We start from the raw sequence: 20827 nt of genomic DNA on the forward strand, positions 1-20827 counted from the left end.
TTTCAGATTTCAGAAAAATAAGATACGCATGTACTTTATAATATCGCCGCGTATACGGCACGCTTCCAGCCGGTTGAAGATTTACAGGAATCACGGATGAAAAAAGTATTGGCTTTATTAATGGTATCGGGCACAGTGGTATTGACTGGTTGCGGTGGTGGCGGAAACAGTAGTGCTAATGGTAATGCTAACGGTAGTGCTAACGGCAATGCAGACGTAGCGGTCCCGCCAGTGGTGGTAGCGCCCCCGCCAGTGGTGGTCGCACCTCCGCCTCCTCCCGCACTGGCCGCCTATGTTGGCACCTGGACACCCGCTTGTAACGACTCTTTCCGCCAGCGCCTCGTCGTCGCCCTCAAGAACGATGGCAGCGGCGCCCTGGAAATATCGACCTACGATGAAACCTTCAGCACTGCCGATTGCAGCGGCCCCGTGCAATTTACGGAAACCACGAGTGAAAAGATTACCGCGACGCCGGATGGCGCAGGCAATATCCAGCTCAAACTGACGGCGGACAGCCCTGCCTCGGACATCCGCATCGACAAGGTCGTATCGTCGCTGCCAGCCCACACCATCCAGATTACGGGCCCGGCCGTCACCACGGTGCTGGTCAATGGCAAACCCAATTGGCGCATCACCGATGGCAGTGGCGACACCACGGACATCCCGGATACCGGCATACAACAGGCAGTAAGTGACAACGGCGGCTTTTATTTGCGCGGTAATGAATTGTTTACCGTGATGCAAAAAGACGGTGCTTATGTGCTCGATATGCACTATGTAAAACAATAAATCAGTCAGTAATCAGCCAATAATCAGCCATTGCGCCGCGTGAGCGGCGCAATGCGCACCAGTTACACCACATCCTCCCTTCAGTCCCGCAAACCATTTCAGCGCATTGCCGCGACATGATCCAAATCAAGTCAGCGATAGATTCGGTGAGAATTCCTTCCTATTAATAATCCTATAATCAGGCCGCGTTGACGGCACGCACCACTGCCGGATAAAAAGGACTCTGAATGAAAAAATTATTGGCAGTATTGGTCGGCTCGGCCGCGGCACTCCTGACCGGCTGCGGTGGCGGCGGTGGGGGTAGTTCGGCGCAGCAGCTTGCCGGCGATTCCGGTTCCACCTCGCCACTGGCCGCATATCTCGGCACGTGGCAATCGGCGTGCGACGATCACGACCGTCAAGTGCTCGTCATCGCGCTCAAGAGCGACGGCAGCGGTTCGCTGGAACTGACGCCGACCGGCGAAACCTACTTCAAGGCCGATTGCACCGGCCCCGTGGTCGCGACGGACGGCATGAGCGCGAAAATCACCGGCAAGTCGGACGGTACAACCGACATGCCGATCAAGCTGGCGGAAAATGCCGCGGCAACGAACTTGCGCGTCGACAAGGTCACCTCGTCGGTGCCGGCCTATACTTTCCAGCGCAGCGGCGCCACCGTGCAATATGTATTGCGCGATGGCAAGCAGCAATGGTGCGTCAAGGTGGACAATGGCGAATCTTGCATGTGGGATGAAGGCATGCAGGCGGCGCTGAGCGTCCCCGGCGGCCTGTCCTTGCGCGGCAACGACCTGTACTCGGTGGTGCTGGACCCGAAAAAGGGCGTGTATGTCCTGGACGTGCACTACGTGAAAAAATAAGCGCCTGATCAGCTGCGGGGCCGCCCGGCCCCGCAGTTGCCATGGCGCATCTTCTCGCCCGCCGCTTCATGGACTCGCAAGCGTGAACGGGAGTCTGTGTAAAATCAAACAGACATTGCAAAAATAAAAAGCTATCCTGTAGAAAAACAGGAGCTTGCCATGTCACACCATGCCTTTCCCCTGCCCTCCCACGCTGCACTGGATGCCCTGCTGCAGCCCCAGGACAGCGCTTTCCACCCGATCGAAGGCTTGCGGCGCTTGCGCGACGCGGGACTGGACCAGCTGCCCCTGCCCGGCCACGGCGCCACCCTGCAGCGCTGGCAAATGCTGGCCGCCATCGCCGCCGTCGACCTCTCCCTGCTCAAGCTGTATGAAGGTCATACCGATGCGCTCGCCATCCTGGCGGAAATCGGCGGCTCCGCCATGCCGGCCGGCAGCAGCTGGGGCGTCTGGTGCGCGGACCTGCCGGGCGCGCGCGTCCGCTTGCGGCAGACGGCCGAGGGCCGCCATGTACTCGACGGACGCAAGGCCTGGTGTGCCGGGGCACAGGGCCTCAGCCATGCTTTGGTCAGCTGCTGGAACGACGCAGGCCAGGCTTGCCTGACGTCGGTGCCCCTGTCGCAGCCCGGCGTGCACCTCACGGACGAAGGCTGGCAAGCCATCGGCATGCATGCCTGCGCCAGCGTCGACGTGACTTTTTCTGCCGCGCGCGCCTTTCCCGTGGGCGCGCCGGGCGCCTATCTGCAGCGGCCCGGCTTCTGGCATGGCAGCGCGGGCATCGCGGCCGCCTGGTATGGCGCGGCCTGCGCCGTCGCCAGCCACCTGCATGCACGCGCGCAACACGCCGCCCCCGACCCCGTCCGCCTGGCGCAGCTGGGACAAATCGATTGCGTCTTGCGCGCCACCGGCGCCCTGCTGCGCGAAGGCGCCGCCGAAATCGACCAGCACCCGCAACGCGACGCCATGGGACTGGCCCTGCGCCTGCGCCTGGCAACGGAAGACGCCGCCACCCTGGTCTTGCACCTGGCCACGCGGGCGCTGGGCGCAGCCCCCCTGTGCCGCGATGCCCGTTTCGCCCGCCTGGCTGCCGACCTGCCCGTGTTCCTGCGCCAGAGCCACGCGGAGCGCGACCAGGCCGTGCTGGGCGGCATCGTCGCCGGCGCAGAAGACCATCCTTGGTCGCTGTGACAAAAAAAATCGCCGGACCGGATGGACTCCGGGCCGGCGATCAGGGCTAGCCTGAAGGCTGACTGATTACTTGAGCGGCATGGCGATACCGAACATCACCGACTGGGTACGTCCGCTATCGATGTTCAGATTGCTGTTGTAGTCCAGCGTGATGGTCATGCCGTTCGACAGCAGCAGCTTGACACCCAGGCCCGCCGTCCAGTTGCCCGTCTGCTGCGGCACCGTGCGGATCACGTACACGGGACCGTCAGCCACCAGGTCGGCATACGCCAGGCGCGCATCATCGGCGCCCTGGAACTGGTGGCGGTACTCGAGCCGCGCACGCGGGAACCACGTGCCCAGACCACCGACATAGATACCCTCGGCCCGCACGCCCAGCGCGCCGATGCGCGAACGCACCGTCTGCTTGAAGTAGCTCAGGGCGTTGATGCCCGCCGCCTTCTCCGTGTACGGATCGAGCTTGGCCGACATCAGTTCCACGCGGCCATACGGCGACCACATCCAGGTTTCCTGACGCATCTCGATACCGCCCACCAACGCGCCGAACACTTGCTTGCCGTCGCGTTCGCCCGTGGCGAAACCGCTGCCATCGGTCAAATAGCGCGACGCGTCGTATTGCAGGGTGCCGTAGCCGAGCACGCCGTCAAGGAAAACGCCCTTGCTCGGACGCAGGCTGCCATACACGGCCGCCACGGCGCTATCGGCCGTGCTGCGGCTGCCGTTCTGGCCCACATCGCTGCGGTCATGGCTGAAACCGGCACCCACGCCCAGGGTCGCCAGGTCGCTCAAGCGGTAATCGCCACCCACGCTCACGCCATTCGTGCGGAAGCGGAAGCCCGTGTCGCGGCCATTCACATAGTGCTGGCCGAAATCGACCGCGCCACCGAGCCACAGCGACAACGCCTGTTTCTGCGTGTCCGGCTTTTGCGGCATGTCCGGCAAGCCATTCGTTGCCTGGCTGACATCCGTGCCGCCCACCGCCTTATCGCTGCTGAAACCGGCATCGGGCTGGCGCAGGGACGCCTTGCGCATGAACGGTTTCACGGCCGTGCCGAACACGCGGTCCGCTTCCTGCTCTTGCCAGCGCGCCAGCGCCGCCGTCGGATTGCCGCTGTCGTTCGGCGGCGTCAGGCTCAGGCCAAAGTTCGACCGTCCCCAGCCATCGCCATGCAGGCTTTCCAGGCGCTGCGTGAAGTTCGACAGCTGCGCCGTGGCGAAGCGCCGCGCCGCATCGGCTTGCGCCGCTTGCAAGCCGATCACTTCCGGATCGAGCGACGGGTCGCGCCGCGCCGTGACGGTGACGTTGACCACGCCCGGCTTCGAGGTGGCAAAGGCATTGCTCAGGGTGTAGCTGACGACGGCCGCGCCGGCAAACTTGCCCGAAGCCGCAAAGCTCAGCTGGTACGACGGCTTGCCGGCCGTGCCCACGTCGCGCACCACCACCTTGCCCGCCTCGGCCGGCGCCACGCTCAGCACATTGGCCGCCGTGAACGGGCCGCCCGTGGCGCCCGCCGTCAGGTCGACCGTCACCGTCAGGCCCGCCACCACCGTAGCGCTCTGGCTGACCACCTGCGGCATCGGATTGACGCTGATGGTCGCTTTCACCGGCGCCGAGGTGCCGAACACGTTCGACACGGTGTAGCCGATGCTGATGTCGCCGCTGGTGTTGATGCCTGGCGTGTAGACGATGTCCATGCCATTGACGACTGCCGTGCCGCTGGCCGGCTGCGTGGTGATGGCCACGGCCGTGAACGGGCCGCCGGTGGCGCCCTGCGTCACCTGCAGGGTCACCGGTGTGCCGGCCAATACCGTCGCCGTCTTGGCGACAGGCACCGGCACCGGCTGCGGCGCCACCGTCACGCTGACCGTGGCCGGCGCGGAGGTGCCGCCTGGACCCGTCGCCGTGTAGCTGAAGCTGTCAGGACCGAAGTAGTTGGCATTCGGCACATACGTCACCTTGAAACTTGCGCCGACGGCGGCGCGCGCCATGCGCGCCGAGGCACCGCTCGAGACCACCGTGACGCGCCCGTGCTGCGGCGGCGTGACGATGGTCACGTCCGTGATCGGGCTGCCATCCGTGGAAGCGATGGTCAGGCTCACTTCCTGGTTGGCCGAGGTGGTCGCCGTTTCATTGGGCACCGGCGGCGGCGCCTGGTTCACCTGCAGGGTCAGCGCTTGCTGCACCGTGAACTGGTGCGCGTCCTTCGCCTGCAAGGTGAAGGCGAAGCTGCCCGCCACGGTCGGCGTGCCGCTGACGATGCCGGTCGCCGCATCGAGCGCCAGGCCGGCCGGCAAGGCGCCGCTGCTCAGGGAGTACACGTAGGGCGCAACGCCGCCGGCCGCCGTGAATGGCTGGCTATACGCGTCGCCCGCGCGGATCGCCGCCAGGCTGGCCGGCGTCAGGGTCAGGGTGGGAGCAGCTACCGTCAGCGTGTAGTTTTTGCTGAGGCTGAATGGTGCCCCCACGCCCGTGCTGCTGTCGGTGACCTTGATGCTGAACGGGAAACTGCCCGCCGCATTCGTCGTGCCGGACAGCACGCCCGTAGCCGTATTCAGGCTCAGGCCCACGGGCAAGGTGCCGACCACGGCATAGCTGTACGGCGCCGTGCCGCCCGTCCCCGCCAGGGTCGTGCTGTAGGCCGCTTCCGCCGTCGGATTGGGCAAACTGGCCGGGTTCAGCGTCAGTACCGCCGAAGCGACGGACAGCGTGTAGCTCTTCGCTCCCGTGAATTGACGCGAATCCGTCACTTGTACCACCAGCGCAAAATCGCCAGCCGCCGTGGGCGTGCCGCTCAATACGCCGCTGGCGTTCGAGCTCATGCCGGCAGGCAGGCTGCCCGTGATCGCGAACGTGTACGGACCGACACCGCCGCTGGCCGTCAGTTGCTGGCTGTACGCGGTGGCAACGGTTGCCGCCGGCAAACTGGCCGGGGTGACGCCGATGGCCGAGGTCACGGTCAAGGTATACGTTTGCGTCGCCTGGGCATTGACCCCAGCGACCGCGGCTTGCGTCGCGGTGATGGTGCTGGTGCCGGCGCTGACGGCAGTGATGACGCCGGTGCCGCTGACAGTCGCCACGCCCGCGTTCGAGCTGGCATAGCTCAAGGCGCCATAACTGCCGCCCGCCAGGCTGGATGTCGCCGCATTGCTGAAGTTATTGCCCAATGGAACGGATGCCGCGGTCGGTGTCGCAAACGTGATGACACCGGTCGGGATATACGTAAATTGGTCCGCCGCGCCGCTGGCGCTGGTGCCGCCAACCGTGGTCACCTTCACGTCCACCACGCCCAGGCTGCCCGATGGACTCGTGGCCGTGATCTGCGTGGCGCCGTTGACGACAAAGCTGCCGGCATTGGCGCCGCCGAATCGCACTGCCGTGGCACCTGTAAAGCCGGTACCGGTGATGACCACGCTGGTGCCGCCGGCGATGGGGCCGAAGGCAGGTGAAATGCCGCTGACTGCCGGCGCCACCACATACGTGAACTGGTCCGCCGCGCTGGTGGCGCTCGTGCCACCGACGGTGGTGACGCGCACGTCCACCGTGCCGGCGCCAGCTGGCGCCGTGGCCGTGATCTGCGTGGCGCTATTGACGGTGAAACTCGTCGCCGCCGCACCGCCAAACGTCACTGCCGTCGCGCCGCCAAGGCCCGCGCCGCTGATAACGACATTGCTGCCGCCCGTCGTTGGACCGGAGGCCGGGGAAATACCGCTCACCACCGGCGCCCCCACATACGTGAACTGGTCGTTCGCGCTGGTGGCGCTGGTGCCACCGATGGTGGTGACGCGCACGTCCACCGTGCCCGTGCCGGCTGGCGCCGTGGCCGTGATCTGCGTGGCGCTGTTGACCGTGAAGCCCGTCGCCGCCGTGGCGCCGAAGGTCACCGCCGTCGCGCCACTGAAATTCGTGCCGCTGATGGTAACCGTAGTGCCGCCAGTAGCCGGGCCGGACGTGGGCGAAATGCTGCTCACCACCGGTGCGGCCACGTACGTAAATTGATCCGCCGCGCTGGTGGCGCTGGTGCCGCCGACCGTCGTCACGCGCACGTCCACCGTGCCGGAACCTGCAGGGGCCGTGGCCGTGATCTGCGTGGCACTGTTGACGGTAAAGCCCGTCGCTGCCGTACCGCCGAACGTCACCGCCGTCGCGCTGCCAAAACCCGTGCCGCTGATGGTGACCGTGGTGCTGCCCGCGGCGGGACCGGCCGTGGGCGAAATGCTGCTCACCACTGGTGCGCCCACATACGTGAACTGATCGTTCACGCTGGTGGCACTGGTGCCGCCGGTGGTGGTGACGCGCACGTCCACCGTGCCGGAACCGGCTGGCGCCGTCGCCGTGATCTGCGTGGCGCTGTTGACAGTAAAGCCGGAGGCGGCCGAGCCACCGAACGTCACTGCCGTCGCGCTACTGAAATTCGTGCCGCTGATGGTAACCGTGGTGCCGCCGGCAGCCGCGCCGGCCGTGGGTGAAATGCTGCTCACCACCGGTGCGCCCACATACGTGAACTGGTCATTCGCGCTGGTGGCGCTGGTGCCGCCGATGGTGGTGACGTGCACGTCCACCGTGCCCGTGCCGGCTGGCGCCGTCGCCGTAATCTGCGTGGCGCTGTTGACGGTAAAGCCCGTTGCTGCCGTACCGCCGAACGTCACCGCCGTCGCGCCACTGAAATTCGTGCCGCTGATGGTGACCGTGGTGCCGCCGGTAGCCGGACCGGCCGTGGGCGAAATGCTGCTCACCGCCGGTGCTGCCACGTACGTAAATTGGTCCGCAGGGCCGGTGGCGCTGGTGCCGCCTATGGTGGTGACGCGCACGTCCACCGTGCCCGTGCCGGCTGGCGCCGTCGCCGTGATCTGCGTGGCGCTGTTGACGGTAAAGCCCGTCGCTGCCGTGCCGCCGAACGTCACTGCCGTCGCACTGCCAAAACCCGTGCCGCTGATGGTGACCGTGGTGCCGCCAACAGCCGGGCCGGAGGTCGGCGAAATGCTGCTCACCACCGGTGCGCCCACATAGGTGAACTGGTCGTTCGCGCTGGTGGCGCTGGTGCCGCCGGCCGTCGTCACGCGCACGTCTACCGTGCCCGTGCCGGCTGGTGCCGTCGCCGTGATCTGCGTGGCGCTGTTGACGGTAAAGCCGGAGGCGGCCGAGCCACCGAACGTCACCGCCGTCGCGCCACTGAAATTCGTGCCGCTGATGGTGACCGTGGTACCGCCAGCAGCCGGGCCGGAGGTGGGCGAAATGCTGCTCACCACCGGTGCCGCCACGTACGTAAATTGGTCCGCCGCGCTGGTGGCGCTGGTGCCGCCGACGGTGGTGATGCGCACGTCCACCGTGCCCGCGCCGGCTGGCGCCGTCGCCGTGATCTGCGTGGCGCTATTGACCGTAAAGCCCGTCGCTGCCGTGGCGCCGAAGGTCACCGCCGTCGCGCCACTGAAATTCGTGCCGCTGATGATGACCGTGGTGCCGCCGGCAGCCGGGCCGGCCGTGGGCGAAATGCTGCTCACCACCGGTACAACCACATAGGTAAATTGGTCCGCTGCGCTGGTGGCGCTAGTGCCGCCGACCGTCGTCACGCGCACGTCCACCGTGCCGGAACCGGCTGGCGCCGTGGCCGTGATCTGCGTGGCGCTGTTGACGGTAAAGCCAATCGCTGCCGTGCCGCCAAAGGTCACCGCCGTCGCGCCACTGAAATTCGTGCCGCTGATGGTGACCGTGCTACCGCCTGCGATGGGGCCAGCAGTAGGCGACAGGCTCGTCACCGTCGGCACCGCCACGTAGGTAAATTGATCAGCCGCGCTGGTGGCGCTGGTGCCGCCCGACGTGGTCACGCGCACATCCACCGTGCCCGTGCCGGCTGGCGCCGTCGCCGTGATCTGCGTGGCGCTGTTGACCGTAAAGCCGATGGCGGCAGTAGCGCCGAATCTCACCGCCGTCGCGCCACTGAAATTCGTGCCGCTGATGGTGACCGTGGAGCCGCCAACAGCCGGGCCGGAAGTGGGCGAAATGCTGCTCACCACCGGTGCTGCCACGTAGGTGAATTGATCCGCCGCGCTGGTGGCGCTGGTGCCGCCGACCGTCGTGATGCGCACGTCCACCGTGCCCGTGCCGGCTGGCGCCGTCGCCGTGATCTGCGTGGCGCTGTTGACCGTGTAGCCGGTCGCCGCCGTGGCGCCGAAGGTCACCGCCGTCGTGGTGGAAAAGTTCGTGCCACTGATGACGACCGTGGCGCCGCCGCCTGCCGGCCCCGCAGTAGGCGAAATGCTCGTCACTGTTGGCAACGCCACAAAGGTGTACTGGTCGTTCGCGCTGGTGGCGCTGGTGCCGCCGGCTGTCGTGACGCGCACATCCACCGTGCCCGTGCCGGCTGGCGCCGTCGCCGTGATCTGCGTGGCGCTGTTGACCGTGTAGCCGGTCGCCGCCGTGGCGCCAAAGGTCACTGCCGTCGCGCCGGTAAAGTTCGAGCCGTTGATGGTGACCGTGGTACCGCCACCGCCTGGGCCCGCCGTCGGCGAAATACTGGTGATCGCTGGCGCCGGAACATAGGTGAACTGGTTTGACGGATCGGCGGCGTTGGTGCCGCCTGGCGTCGTGACGAATACGTTCACGACACCGGTGCCGGCTGGCGACGTGGCGGTGATGGTCGTGGAATTGAGCACGGTAACGCTGAGGCCATTGTTGCTGCCGAATTTGAGCGCCGTAGCGCCGGTAAAGCCGGTACCGGTAATGGTGACGGCGGTGCCGCCGCTAACCGGACCGAGCGCCGGCGATACGCCGGTGATGGCAGGCGGCGGCTGGGCGTTGATCACCAGGGAATAGCTTCTGGACGTGTTGTATGGTCCATTGCCGCCCGTGCTGTCCGTCGATTTCATCACAAAGTTGTAGGTGCCCAAAGCACCGGGCGTACCCGAGAGCAAGCCGCTGCCCGACAGGGTGATGCCCGCCGGCAGGCTGCCCGATTCCACCACATACGCAAAGGGCCCGGTGCCATTCGCGGTCGACATCTGCTGGCTGTAGGGCACCGACAATCCGCCTGCCGCCAGCACCGTGGGCGTGATGGACAGGGTGGGCACGGCGATCGACACGGAGTAATTCTTGGTGACCGTCAGCGGCGTGCCTGAGGTCGAGTCGGTCACCTTGATGCCGAACACATAGGCGCCGGTCGCCGTCACGGTGCCGGAAATCACGCCGGTCGACGACACAGTGATGCCAGGTGGCAACGCACCAGAGACAAGCGCGTAGTTGTAAGGCGCGACACCGCCGGTCGACGACATCGCCTGGCTGTACGCCACGCCGATCACGGGCGCCGATATGCTGCCCGGTGTCACGGTGAAGGCAGCCGCAGGGGGCAGGACGGTCACCGTAAAAGTCACCGCCTTGCTGTCTTCATCCCACAGGACAAAGCTGTCGGACAGCGCTCCGTCGCCATTATTGATGTAGGTCGCAATACCGGTACCGTTATTGACGAGACCAGTAATCGTGCCGTGCAAGGCAGTCGCGCCATTGTCCGTCAGGCCAAATGAGCTACACAGCGACAAATCGATGACATAGGAGTCGCCTGATGCGACGGTAAAACTCCTCTGATTGGGAATACATTTCGTGCTCGGATCGCCGTTGGCTGCCTGCGCCGGGCCTGCGCCAAGCGCCAGCATCAGCAGGCACAGCGCAACGCAGCAATGCAGGAAACGGCCAAACGCTGATGCCAGGCCTACCCGGCGAGCCGCTGCCGGCCTTCGAGTTCCTACGACAAAAGCAAGGAACAAAAAATGTGCCGGACGGGCGACGATATCGTTGCAAATACGCAACATGATTTCTCCAATACAGAGTTTTTTAGTCAAAAAGAACCATGGATTCAGGCTGCAAGCGATCCCCATTCAGGGCCCTTCCATAGAGCCAACAGATGTTGACGCTTGCCATACGACAACGTATGCTACCTCGAGTTTTCAATAAAGTAACTATAACAAAAAGGGTTTTTCAAAAAACAATATTGATTGCAAATGGAAAATATTATTTCCTTAACATTCAATAACATTCCAACAGCGGGAGAACGATGATGGCTGAAGTGTATTTGGGACAAATCATGATGAGCGGATTTGCGTTTGCACCGCGTGGATTTGCAGCATGTAACGGGCAATTGCTGCCAATTACGCAGAATCAGGCGCTGTTTGCCCTGTTGGGTACCTTTTACGGGGGGAACGGCACGACCAACTTTGCGTTGCCAAATTTACAAGGCAGCACCCCTGTCGGCTCGGGCAGTTCGGTGGACGCTTCCTGGCAACCAGTCCCCTACCAAGTGGGCGCTCGTAACGGCGCGGAAGCTATCACTTTGACACTGAGTCAGATTCCACCGCATACGCACGCGGCCAATGCGCTGACCACGCCAGGCACCACCAAGAATCCGACCAACACCCTGTATGGCGGCAGCGGCACGGAAGCCATCTATGGCACGGCAGGCCCGCAAGTGCCCTTGAACAACCTGGTCTTGGCCCAGACAGGCGGCAGCCTGCCGCATAACAATATGCAGCCATTCCAGGTACTCAATTTCAATATCGCCCTGAACGGCGTCTTCCCATCGCGCAACTAACATGCCAGCCACTTCCCACGGAGCAAAGTCATGACTACACCTTATGTCGGCGAGATCCGCCTGTTTTCCTTTCCCCGCATACCGCAAGGCTGGTTCGCCTGCGACGGCAGCCTGAAGTCCATCGCCAATAACGAGGTGCTATATACGCTGCTGGGCACTACCTATGGCGGCGACGGCGTCAATACATTCGGTGTACCCGACCTGCGCGGCCAGGTGCCCTTGCATCAGGGCACCGGCCCTAGCCTGACACCCCGGGTCATGGGGCAAAAAGGGGGCAGCGAAACGGTGACCTTGCTGCCAACCCAGATGCCTGCGCATACGCACGTCTTCAGTGCGATCAGCACACTGGCGACGAGCAACACGCCAGGGACCAGCGCACAACTGGCGGCACCGGTCAATAACGACAAGATGTACACGAGCAGCCTGGCTGGCCTCACGACCTATGACATGGCGCCCGCAGCAACGGGCACTGCAGGCAGCAGCTTGCCGCATGACAACACCATGCCCACCCTGACCGCCTCGTTTTGCATCGCATGGGCAGGCATTTTCCCATCCCAGCAATAACAGCCAGCACGCAAGCGCAGCCCATAAAATCGATCAGGAGAACCTACCGTGACATCACCATATCTTGGCGAAATACAAGTCTTTGGCTTCAATTTCACACCTGCCGGGTGGGCAAGCTGTAATGGCGCCACCCTGCAGATCAGGCAATTCAGCGCCCTGTTTTCATTAATCGGCACGCAATATGGCGGCGATGGGGTCAACACCTTCCAGTTGCCCAACTTCACCGGACGCGCGCCCTGCAGCCAGGGCCAGGGGCCAGGCTTGACGCAGCGTGTGATGGGCGAAACGTTCGGCAGCAATACCGTCCAGCTGAATATCACGGAGATTCCCAACCACACCCATCAACTGACCTTGAGCCGCCAGACCAATGCCACCCTGCAGCGCAACGTGCCGCAAAATGGCGATGGCCTGACCAGCATCACGGGCACGAACGCGTTCGTGCCCGCGGCAACGCCGAACGTCACCTTGTCGCCACTGACCATCGGCAGCGCGGGTGGCGGCCAGGCGCATGAAAATCGCCAGCCCTTGCTGGCGGTAAATTTCTGCATCGCCCTGCAGGGCGAGTTTCCCGCGTTTGATTGAAACTTGAACGCTCCGGGCAGGCGGCGCCATCTGGCTCCCGCCTGACCCTGCCTGCCCCGCATCAGCGGCATTCTCAGTTGAACACGGCCTGATACAGAAAGCCGTGGTTGTCACGCGCCACCGGCACCAGGAAGATACCCACCTCGCCAAACGCATCATGCTGCAGCTGAAAGATTTTCTGGCTGAAGAGGATGGGGGAACTGTTATGGAATAACAAGCTGAACGGCGCCCGCAACAGGCCTTCCAGTGTGGCCGACGGCAGCGGGCGCGCTTCCTTCAGGATGAAAGCGGCATTCCCGTCGCCGACCGCGATAAACGTGTCGTTGACGCGCGCGGCAAAGTGTTCCAGGGTCAATACATTCATCATTGCAGGCATTCCATTTCATGGGCTGTGTGATTGAAGCAATGATTTATTCTAATGGAAGCATTGCTGCTTTTACACAGTTTTTGACATGAACGCCGTCACCACCGCACTCGGCGGCAATGCGGCGGCCAGGGTCATCCGTCCCGGCCGCCTGTGAGTGCCTGCCACGCGGCATTCTCCGCCTACCGCATCGCCTCTTCCAGCCCCGGCGCAAACCCGGCGCCGTGCTTGACCTGCGCGGTGGACGCCTTCAGCGTGGCGCCGATCGGCTCGGCGCGGCCCGCCAGGCATTGCCCCAGGAAGTTTTCCGTCACCGCATTGAAGGCAATGTTGTTCACGGGCCGGGCAAAGCCATGGCCTTCGTCGGGGAACAGCACGTAGGTGACGGGAATATTCTTCGCCGCCATGGCCGCCACGATCTGGTCCGATTCCGCCACGTTGACGCGCGGGTCGTTCGCGCCCTGGCCGATCAGCAGCGGGCGCTGGATGTTCTGCGCAAAGTTCAGCGGCGAGCGTTCCTTCAGCAGCGCCTTGCCCTCTTCCGTGGTCGGGTCGCCCATGCGCTTGTAGAACTGCTGCTTGCCCGCTTCCCAGTACGGCGGAATGGTTTGCAGCAAGGTAAACAGGTTCGACGGGCCGACGATGTCAACGCCGCAGGCAAACGTCGTCGGCGTAAACGCCATGCCGGCCAGGGTGGCGTAGCCGCCATACGAGCCGCCCATGATGGCCACCCTGTCGGCTGTCGTCACGCCGCTCTTCACCGCCCATTGCACTGCGTCGAGCAAGTCGTCATGCATCTTGCGGCCCCACTGCAGGTCGCCGGCCGAGATGAATTGCTTGCCGAAGCCCGTCGAGCCCCGGTAATTCACGGACAGCACCGCATAGCCGCGGTTGGCCAGCCATTGATGGTAGCTGTTATAGCCATAGGTATCGCGCGCCCACGGGCCGCCATGCACCAGCAGGACCATCGGCACCGCCTGCGACGGCACGCCGCCGGCGCCCGCCTTCGATGCCTGCGGCAAGGTCAGATAGGAGACCAGGGTCAGGCCGTCGCGCGCCTTGATTTGCTGCGGATACATGGGCACCAATGGCGCGCCTTCCAGCTCGGGCCGCGTGACATACAGCTGCGTGAGCTTTTTGCTCTTGCGGTCGTACAGCCAGCTCGATGCCGGCGCCGTGACGGCATCGACGCCCACCAGCCATTTGTCATCGGCGTCCGTGCGCGACGTCACGTTGAACTGGCCCTTGGCATGCTTCTTCAGGAAGGCCAGGTCGGCCTTCAGGTCATCCGTCAGCGGCAGGTATTCGTGCTGCAGATAGTCAACGGAATACGCCTGCACCTTGCCTGTGCGCGTGTCGTACAGTGCGTCGGAAATGTCGGCCCGCGGGTCTTGCGCCACCACCGTGGTCTTGCCGCTGGCCACGTCCTGCGCCAGCAGCGCCGAGGTATTGCGGCCGCGCGAATCGGTCCAGTACAGGGTCTTGCCGTCGACCGTAAAGGCCAGCGGCGCCGTCGTCTGCGAATCTTCCAGACCCACTTCCGCCAGCGGCGTGCTCTCGACCTTGCCGTCCGTGATGCGGAAATACTGCATGCCGCCGTCGGCGCGCGCCTTGCTGGCGATGCGCAGATTGAGCAGTTCATCGGCCAGATAGCCGCCGTAGCCGTCGTTCTGCGCCACCAGGGTCAGCTTGCCGCTGGCCAGGTCCAGGCTATACACGTCATGCCAGCGCGCATCACGGTTATTGATGCCGATCAAGATACGGTCCTTCACCTTGCTGCTGATCTGGATCACCCGCACGCGGGTCTTCTCGAACGGCGTGTAACTGACCTGCTTGCCGCTCACGACATTCACGCCGTACAGCAGGAAATTTTCATCGCCGCCCTTGTCCTGGATAAACAGCAGGGTTTTCGAATCGGGCGACCAGAAGCTGCTGCGGATGGGCCGCACCTTTTCTTCCGTCAGCGGGCGCGCCTGCGCCGGATTGCTGGCCGGCGCCACCCACACATTGAGCACGCCGTCGCGCGGCGCGATCCACGACAGCCACTTGCCATCCGGGCTGAGGCGCCCGCCGGATTTGCTGGGATTGCCAAACAGCTTGGCCCGCTCGATCAGCGGCGTGTCATTGGCAGGGGCTTGGGCGTGCGCCGGCAGTGCGCTGGCGAACAAGAGGACAGGCAGGACATAGCGAATCATGGACACCTCATGGTTGATGAATGAAGGGAAACTTCACACGTGCATGTGCCAGCACATCATAGGCCAAAGCAGTATTGCCAGGTTGACTACGCGACAGGGGACGAAAATCGGGGGACAGGAGGGTGGAAACGGGAGATGAAAAGCACAGCAGATGATGCATGCTGTCATGGCGACGGCGCGCAAAAAGAAAAAGGCCACTCCGAAGAGTGGCCTAAGTCCTTGAATCTAATGGTCGGGGCGAGAAGATTCGAACTTCCGACCCCATGCACCCCATGCATGTACGCTACCAGGCTGCGCTACGCCCCGACGAGGTGGGAATTATAGCAGAGGCTTTTAGGTTTTTGCCATGCTTTGCGCATGATTCATATCGAACTGCGCAAACTTTTTTGCATGGCCCTGGCAAGCGGCCTATTCGTTCAGCAGCAGCGCCGTCAGGACGATGCGGAAGCCCGCGATCAGCGGCTCGACTTTCACGTCCGGATTGTGAATGAAGCGCACGGGCAAGCCCTGGTAAATGGCGACGAGGGCATTCAGGCGGCCTTCCAGCATCTCTTCATCGGCCGGCAAGCCGCGCTTGATGCGCGCATCGCGGATGATGGAGAGAAACAACTGGCGCGAACGCTGGTCCGAGCATTGCAGCATGTCGGCGATCACCGGATTGCGCGATGCTTCGGCGAAGATTTCCAGCGGCATCATCCACGTTTTCGGGTCCAGCGCTTCGAGCACGTGCTCGCCCGCATTGTCGATCACGGCCTGCAGCGGGTCTTCGCGCTGCGCCAGGTCCTGCATCAGGTTCGACACCCGCTCCGTATTCTGCATGACGAAGGCGGCGATGATCGCATCCTTGCTGTCAAAATAATTATAGATATGGCCCGCGCTCATGCCGGCCGCTTTCGAGATCTCGGCCATGCTGGCGCCGTGGAAGCCGCGGCGGCTGAAACAGCTTTCGGCCGCATCGAGCACCTGCTTGCGCCGCGTGTTGGCGCGCTCGGGATCCGGATGCTTCTTTTCAACTTGGTTCATGATTTTCCAGTAGCGCGCCGGCCCTGCCCTTGCGGGCAAGGCCGGCGTCGGCGTCCCCGTGATTATTGGACGCCGCCAGCCGCCGCAACGGCTGTCTGCTCAGGCTGCCAACCGCCGCCCAGCACCTTGTACAAGGTCACCAGGTTGGTCGATTTGGCCAGGCGCGCCGTGATCAGGCTTTGCTGCGCCGTGTACAGCGCGCGCTGGGCCACCAGGGCGTTCAGGTAGGACTCGGCGCCCTGCTTGTAGCGCGCGTCGTGGATGGTGTAGCTCTTCGTCGACGCCTCGACCAGCGAGACCTGCGATTGCAGGCGCTCGTCGATGGTGCCCCGCTGGGCCAGCGCATCGGACACTTCGCGGAAGGCGACCTGGATCGCCTTTTCGTATTGCGCCACGGAAATTTCACGCTGCACCTTGGCGATATCGAGGTTGGCGCGGTTCACGCCGCCATCGAAGATCGGCAAGCTGATCTGCGGAATGAAACTCCACGTGCCGCTGCCCGCCTTGAACAGGCCCGACAGGTTGTCGCTCAGCGAACCGGCCGTGGCCGTCAGCGAAATGCGCGGGAAGAACGCCGCGCGCGCCGCGCCGATGTTGGCGTTGGCAGCGCGCAAGGTGCGCTCGGCCGCCAGCACGTCGGGACGGCGTTGCAGCACGTCCGACGGCACGCCGGACGGGATGTCCGCCAGGGCCGTCACGGCGCCGAACTCGCCTTGCGGCAGCAGGTCGGCCGGCACGGGGCCGCCCACCAGCAGGACGAGCGCGTTTTGATCCAGCGCAACCTGGCTCGTGTAAACCGCCACGTCGGAACGGGCCGACTCGACGCTGGTCTGGGCATCGTACTTGTCCAGGCCGGAAGTCGCACCGGCACTGAAGCGGCGCACGGCCAGGTCATACGACGACTGCTGGCTCTTCAGGGTGTCCTGCGCCACGCGCAGGCGCTGCTGGTCGGCCACCAGGTTCAGATAGGTGCTGGCCACTTCGGCCACCAGGCTGATCTGCTGTGCGCGGCGGGCTTCTTCCGTGCCCAGGTATTGCTCCAGCGCACTGTCGGACAGGCTGCGCACGCGGCCGAAGAAGTCCAGCTCGTAAGCCGACACGCCCAGGTTCGCCGTGTACTGGCGGTTGATGGACGCTTCGCCGTTGGCGCTGGCGTTCTTCGGCACGCGGCTGGCCGTCTGGCCGCCGGACGCCGACAGGGTCGGGATCAGCGCGGCGCGTTCGATGCCGTAGGTGGCGCGCGCCTTCTCGATGTTCAGGATCGAGACGCGCAGGTCGCGGTTGTTGGCCAGCGCCAGTTCCAGTACCTGGCGCAGGCGCGCATCGGCAAAGAACTCGCGCCAGGCGACGTCCGCCACCGGCTTGGCGTCGGCGGCGGCCGTGTCGGCCTTGTAGGAAGGGCCCGTCGGCCACGCCGTGGGCGCCGGCGCTGCCGGACGCTCGTACGTGGGAGCCAGGCTGCAACCGGCCAGCAAGGCCAGTGCCGCCATGGAGAGTAGCGTTTTTTTCATATTAATGCGCATCCTTAGAAAGCGTGACGGCTGGCGAGCCAGGCGTCGCCGGCGTGGCGGGCGCGTCCGGCTTCGAGAAGAAGCCGCGCACCAGCACGAAGAACACCGGCACGAAGAAGATACCGAGGAACGTGGCCGTCAACATACCGCCCAGCACGCCGATACCGATGGCGTTCTGGCTGCCGGAACCGGCGCCGCTGGATATGGCCAGTGGCAACACGCCCAAGCCGAAGGCAATCGAGGTCATCAGAATCGGACGCAGACGCAGACGCACCGCATGCAAGGTCGCGTCCAGCAGCGACATGCCCGATTCCTGCATTTCCTTGGCGAATTCGACGATCAGAATCGCATTCTTCGCCGACAGGCCCACCACCGTGAGCAAGCCCACCTGGAAGTACACGTCGTTCGACAGGCCGAACATCCACGTACCGAGCACGGCACCGATCACGCCCAGCGGTACCACCAGCAGCACGGAGAATGGAATCGACCAGCTTTCATACAGCGCGGCCAGGCACAGGAACACGATCAACAGCGACAGCGCGTACAGCTGCGGCGTCTGCGAACCGGATTCGCGCTCTTCCAGCGACACACCGGTCCAGCTGAAGCCGATGCCAGGCGGCAGCTTGGCCACCATTTCTTCCATCGCGTTCATGGCGGCGCCCGTGCTTTGGCCCGGCGCCGGCGTACCCAGGATCTCTACCGACGGCAAGCCGTTGTAGCGTTCCAGGCGTGGCGACGCGTAAATCCACTTGCCGGTAGCGAAGGCCGAGAACGGCACCATCTGGCCAGCGGTATTGCGCACGAACCACTTGTTCAAGTCTTCCGGCAGCATGCGCGAACTCGCGTCACCCTGGATGAACACTTTCTTCACGCGGCCACGGTCGAGGAAGTCGTTCACATATGAACTACCCCAGCCGACGCTCAGCACGCGGTTGATTTCCGAGATCTGCAAGCCCAGCGCGGTCGCTTTCTGCTGGTCGATGTCGATCTTGTACTGCGGCGTATCTTCCTGGCCGTTCGGGCGCACGCCCACCATGGCCGGATTCTGCGACGCCATGCCCAGCAGCTGGTTACGCGCCGCCATCAGGGCGTCATGGCCGACACCGCCGATATCCTGCAGCTGCATGTCGAAACCGGTGGCGTTACCCAGTTCCAGCACGGCAGGCGGTGCAAACGTAAACACCATCGCATCCTTGATCTGCAACAACTTGCCCATGGCACGACCGGCCACGGCCGGCGCTTTTTGCGCCACGTCCTTGCGCAGCGACCAGTCTTTCAGGCGCACGAAGGCGATACCCGTATTCTGGCCGTTACCGCCGAAGCTGAAACCGGCCACGGCAAACACGGAAGCGACGTTGTCTTTCTCGCTGTTCATGAAGTGGTCTTCGACCTGTTCGATCACTTTCAGGGTGCGCTCTTGCGTGGCGCCCGTCGGCAATTGAATCTGCGTAAACAGGATGCCCTGGTCTTCTTCCGGCAGGAAGGAGGTCGGCAGGCGCATGAAGATGAACACCAGGCCGGCCAGCAACAGCACATACAACAGCATCGAACGGGCGCGGTGGCGGATCATGCTGCCGACCAGGCCCTGGTACTTGTTGCTGCTGCTATCGAAGCTGCGGTTGAACCAGCCGAAGAAGCCCTTGTTCGTCGCATGATGGCCTTTTTCGACCGGTTTCAGCAAGGTGGCGCACAGGGCTGGCGTAAACACCAGCGCGACGACGACGGACAGCACCATCGACGAGACGATCGTGATCGAGAACTGGCGGTAAATCACACCCGTCGAACCGCCGAAGAAGGCCATCGGCACGAACACGGCCGACAGCACCATGGCGATACCGACCAGCGCGCCCGTGATCTGCGTCATGGACTTGCGCGTCGCTTCCAGCGGCGACAAGCCCTCTTCGCTCATCACGCGCTCGACGTTTTCCACCACCACGATGGCATCGTCGACCAGCAAACCGATGGCCAGCACCATGGCGAACATGGTCAGCGTATTGATCGAATAGCCAAACGCGTTCAGGATGCCGAAGGTACCCAGCAACACGACCGGCACGGCCATGGTCGGGATCAGGGTGGCGCGGAAGTTCTGCAGGAACAGATACATCACCAGGAACACCAGGATCACCGCTTCGACCAGGGTCTTGACCACTTCTTCGATGGACAGTTTCACGAACGGGGTCGTGTCGAACGCCACCTGGTAGCTCATGCCTTCAGGGAATTGCTTGCTCAGGTTGCCCAGCATGGCTTTCGCCGCATTGGCCGTATCGAGCGCATTGGCGCCCGTCGCCAGCTTGATCGCCACGCCGGTTGCCGCATGGCCGTTGTAGCGGGCCACGGTATTGTAGTTCTCGCGGCCCAGTTCCATGCTGGCCACATCCTTCAGGTACACCATGGCGCCGTTGGTCGTGGTTTTCAGCAAGATGGCGCCGAACTGCTCCACCGTTTGCAGACGGCTTTGCGCCGACACGGTCGCGTTCAGCTGCTGGCCCTTGATGGACGGCGTGCCGCCCAGCTCACCGGCCGACACTTCCGCATTCTGCGCCTGCACGGCCGTGATCACGTCCGCCGGGGTCAGGTTAAAGCTTTGCAGCTTGGCCGGATTGAGCCAGATACGCATGGCGTACTGCGAACCGAACAATGTCACGTCGCCCACGCCGGGCACGCGGCTCAGCGGATCGACGACGTTGGCGGCCACATAGTCGCTCAAGTCGGTCTGGTCCATCTTGCCGTTTTCGGAAATGAAGCCGAACACCATCAGGAAGTTCTTCGTCGCTTTCGACACGACCAAGCCTTGCTGCGTGACAGCCGTCGGCAGCAGTGGCGTGGCCAGCTGCAGCTTGTTCTGTACCTGCACCTGGGCGATGTCGGGATTGGTGCCGCTGGTAAACGTCAGCGTGATGCTGATGCCGCCAGTGGCATCGCTCGACGAAGCCATGTAGCGCAAGCCGTCGATACCCTTCATCTTTTGTTCGATGACCTGGGTAACGGCGTCTTCCACGGTCTTGGCGGAGGCGCCAGGATAGGAGCCGCTGATCGAAATCGACGGCGGAGCAATGCTCGGGTACTGCGCGATCGGCAGGCTGAGGATCGAAATCACGCCGGCAAGCATGATGACGATCGCGACCACCCAGGCAAAAATCGGGCGGTCAATGAAAAAACGGGCCATTAATATTCTCCT

12 protein-coding genes, 1 tRNA gene and 1 pseudogene are annotated in these 20827 nt (G+C 63.7%); 7 read left to right on the forward strand and 7 right to left on the reverse strand.

What is annotated here, in order from left to right; genetic code table 11:
* Window positions 1-96 precede the first annotated feature (96 nt).
* The 3 genes from O0879_RS11810 to O0879_RS11820 all read left to right on the forward strand — a co-directional run bounded on the left by O0879_RS11810 (window position 97) and on the right by O0879_RS11820 (window position 2834).
* On the forward strand, window positions 97-789 hold the full coding sequence (locus O0879_RS11810) for a hypothetical protein (RefSeq protein ID WP_289916586.1): 693 nt from the start codon (window positions 97-99) through the stop codon (window positions 787-789).
* A 227-nt stretch (window positions 790-1016) separates the two neighbouring features.
* Window positions 1017-1646 (forward strand): hypothetical protein, encoded by a 630-nt coding sequence (locus tag O0879_RS11815; protein ID WP_289916588.1) that lies wholly within the window; start codon window positions 1017-1019, stop codon window positions 1644-1646.
* Window positions 1647-1805: 159 nt separating this feature from the next.
* Window positions 1806-2834 carry an acyl-CoA dehydrogenase gene (locus O0879_RS11820; RefSeq protein ID WP_289916591.1) on the forward strand — a complete coding sequence of 343 codons (1029 nt, stop codon included), beginning with the start codon at window positions 1806-1808 and terminating at the stop codon, window positions 2832-2834.
* 66 nt (window positions 2835-2900) lie between these two features.
* On the opposite strand, the gene O0879_RS11825 is transcribed toward O0879_RS11820, so the two are convergent.
* On the reverse strand, window positions 2901-10316 hold the full coding sequence (locus O0879_RS11825; RefSeq protein ID WP_289916594.1) for an IPT/TIG domain-containing protein: 7416 nt from the start codon (window positions 10314-10316) through the stop codon (window positions 2901-2903).
* Window positions 10317-10909: 593 nt separating this feature from the next.
* Here O0879_RS11825 and O0879_RS11830 point away from each other — a divergent pair.
* From O0879_RS11830 to O0879_RS11845, 4 genes and pseudogenes are all read left to right on the forward strand, one after another.
* A pseudogene (locus O0879_RS11830) lies at window positions 10910-11056 on the forward strand (phage tail protein); the annotation flags it as partial.
* Between the two features lie 96 nt (window positions 11057-11152).
* Entirely contained in the window at window positions 11153-11410 is a 258-nt protein-coding gene (locus tag O0879_RS11835) for a hypothetical protein (RefSeq protein WP_257219084.1), read from the forward strand.
* A 30-nt stretch (window positions 11411-11440) separates the two neighbouring features.
* The gene (locus O0879_RS11840) at window positions 11441-11974 is read left to right on the forward strand and encodes a tail fiber protein (RefSeq protein WP_289916597.1); all 534 of its coding nucleotides are present in this window, start codon (window positions 11441-11443) and stop codon (window positions 11972-11974) included.
* 48 nt (window positions 11975-12022) lie between these two features.
* The gene (locus tag O0879_RS11845; RefSeq protein ID WP_099667045.1) at window positions 12023-12556 is read left to right on the forward strand and encodes a tail fiber protein; all 534 of its coding nucleotides are present in this window, start codon (window positions 12023-12025) and stop codon (window positions 12554-12556) included.
* A 73-nt stretch (window positions 12557-12629) separates the two neighbouring features.
* Here O0879_RS11845 and O0879_RS11850 read toward each other — a convergent pair whose 3' ends face one another.
* The 6 genes from O0879_RS11850 to O0879_RS11875 all read right to left on the reverse strand — a co-directional run bounded on the left by O0879_RS11850 (window position 12630) and on the right by O0879_RS11875 (window position 20815).
* Window positions 12630-12923, reverse strand: coding sequence for a hypothetical protein (locus tag O0879_RS11850; RefSeq protein ID WP_257218898.1), 294 nt, complete (start codon window positions 12921-12923; stop codon window positions 12630-12632).
* 179 nt (window positions 12924-13102) lie between these two features.
* Window positions 13103-15115 (reverse strand): S9 family peptidase, encoded by a 2013-nt coding sequence (locus tag O0879_RS11855; RefSeq protein WP_289916601.1) that lies wholly within the window; start codon window positions 15113-15115, stop codon window positions 13103-13105.
* A gap of 229 nt (window positions 15116-15344) precedes the next feature.
* A tRNA-Pro gene (locus O0879_RS11860) sits at window positions 15345-15421 on the reverse strand.
* A gap of 102 nt (window positions 15422-15523) precedes the next feature.
* Entirely contained in the window at window positions 15524-16138 is a 615-nt protein-coding gene (locus O0879_RS11865; RefSeq protein ID WP_289916603.1) for a TetR/AcrR family transcriptional regulator, read from the reverse strand.
* 62 nt (window positions 16139-16200) lie between these two features.
* Complete coding sequence (gene adeC / locus O0879_RS11870; protein ID WP_251350465.1) at window positions 16201-17649, reverse strand: AdeC/AdeK/OprM family multidrug efflux complex outer membrane factor; 1449 nt, start codon at window positions 17647-17649, stop codon at window positions 16201-16203.
* A 1-nt stretch (window position 17650) separates the two neighbouring features.
* Window positions 17651-20815 (reverse strand): efflux RND transporter permease subunit, encoded by a 3165-nt coding sequence (locus O0879_RS11875; protein WP_289916605.1) that lies wholly within the window; start codon window positions 20813-20815, stop codon window positions 17651-17653.
* Window positions 20816-20827: the final 12 nt, after the last annotated feature.

The organism is Janthinobacterium sp. SUN120 (assembly GCF_030397735.1).
GTDB lineage: Bacteria > Pseudomonadota > Gammaproteobacteria > Burkholderiales > Burkholderiaceae_D > Janthinobacterium > Janthinobacterium kumbetense.

Coding starts and splice junctions, on each gene's coding strand:
- O0879_RS11850 (WP_257218898.1), bottom strand. CDS start 12,923: ATGATGAATGTATTGACCCTGGAACACTTTGCCGCGCGCGTCAACGAC.
- O0879_RS11820 (WP_289916591.1), top strand. CDS start 1,806: ATGTCACACCATGCCTTTCCCCTGCCCTCCCACGCTGCACTGGATGCC.
- O0879_RS11875 (WP_289916605.1), bottom strand. CDS start 20,815: ATGGCCCGTTTTTTCATTGACCGCCCGATTTTTGCCTGGGTGGTCGCG.
- O0879_RS11810 (WP_289916586.1), top strand. CDS start 97: ATGAAAAAAGTATTGGCTTTATTAATGGTATCGGGCACAGTGGTATTG.
- O0879_RS11815 (WP_289916588.1), top strand. CDS start 1,017: ATGAAAAAATTATTGGCAGTATTGGTCGGCTCGGCCGCGGCACTCCTG.
- O0879_RS11855 (WP_289916601.1), bottom strand. CDS start 15,115: ATGATTCGCTATGTCCTGCCTGTCCTCTTGTTCGCCAGCGCACTGCCG.
- adeC (WP_251350465.1), bottom strand. CDS start 17,649: ATGAAAAAAACGCTACTCTCCATGGCGGCACTGGCCTTGCTGGCCGGT.
- O0879_RS11865 (WP_289916603.1), bottom strand. CDS start 16,138: ATGAACCAAGTTGAAAAGAAGCATCCGGATCCCGAGCGCGCCAACACG.
- O0879_RS11840 (WP_289916597.1), top strand. CDS start 11,441: ATGACTACACCTTATGTCGGCGAGATCCGCCTGTTTTCCTTTCCCCGC.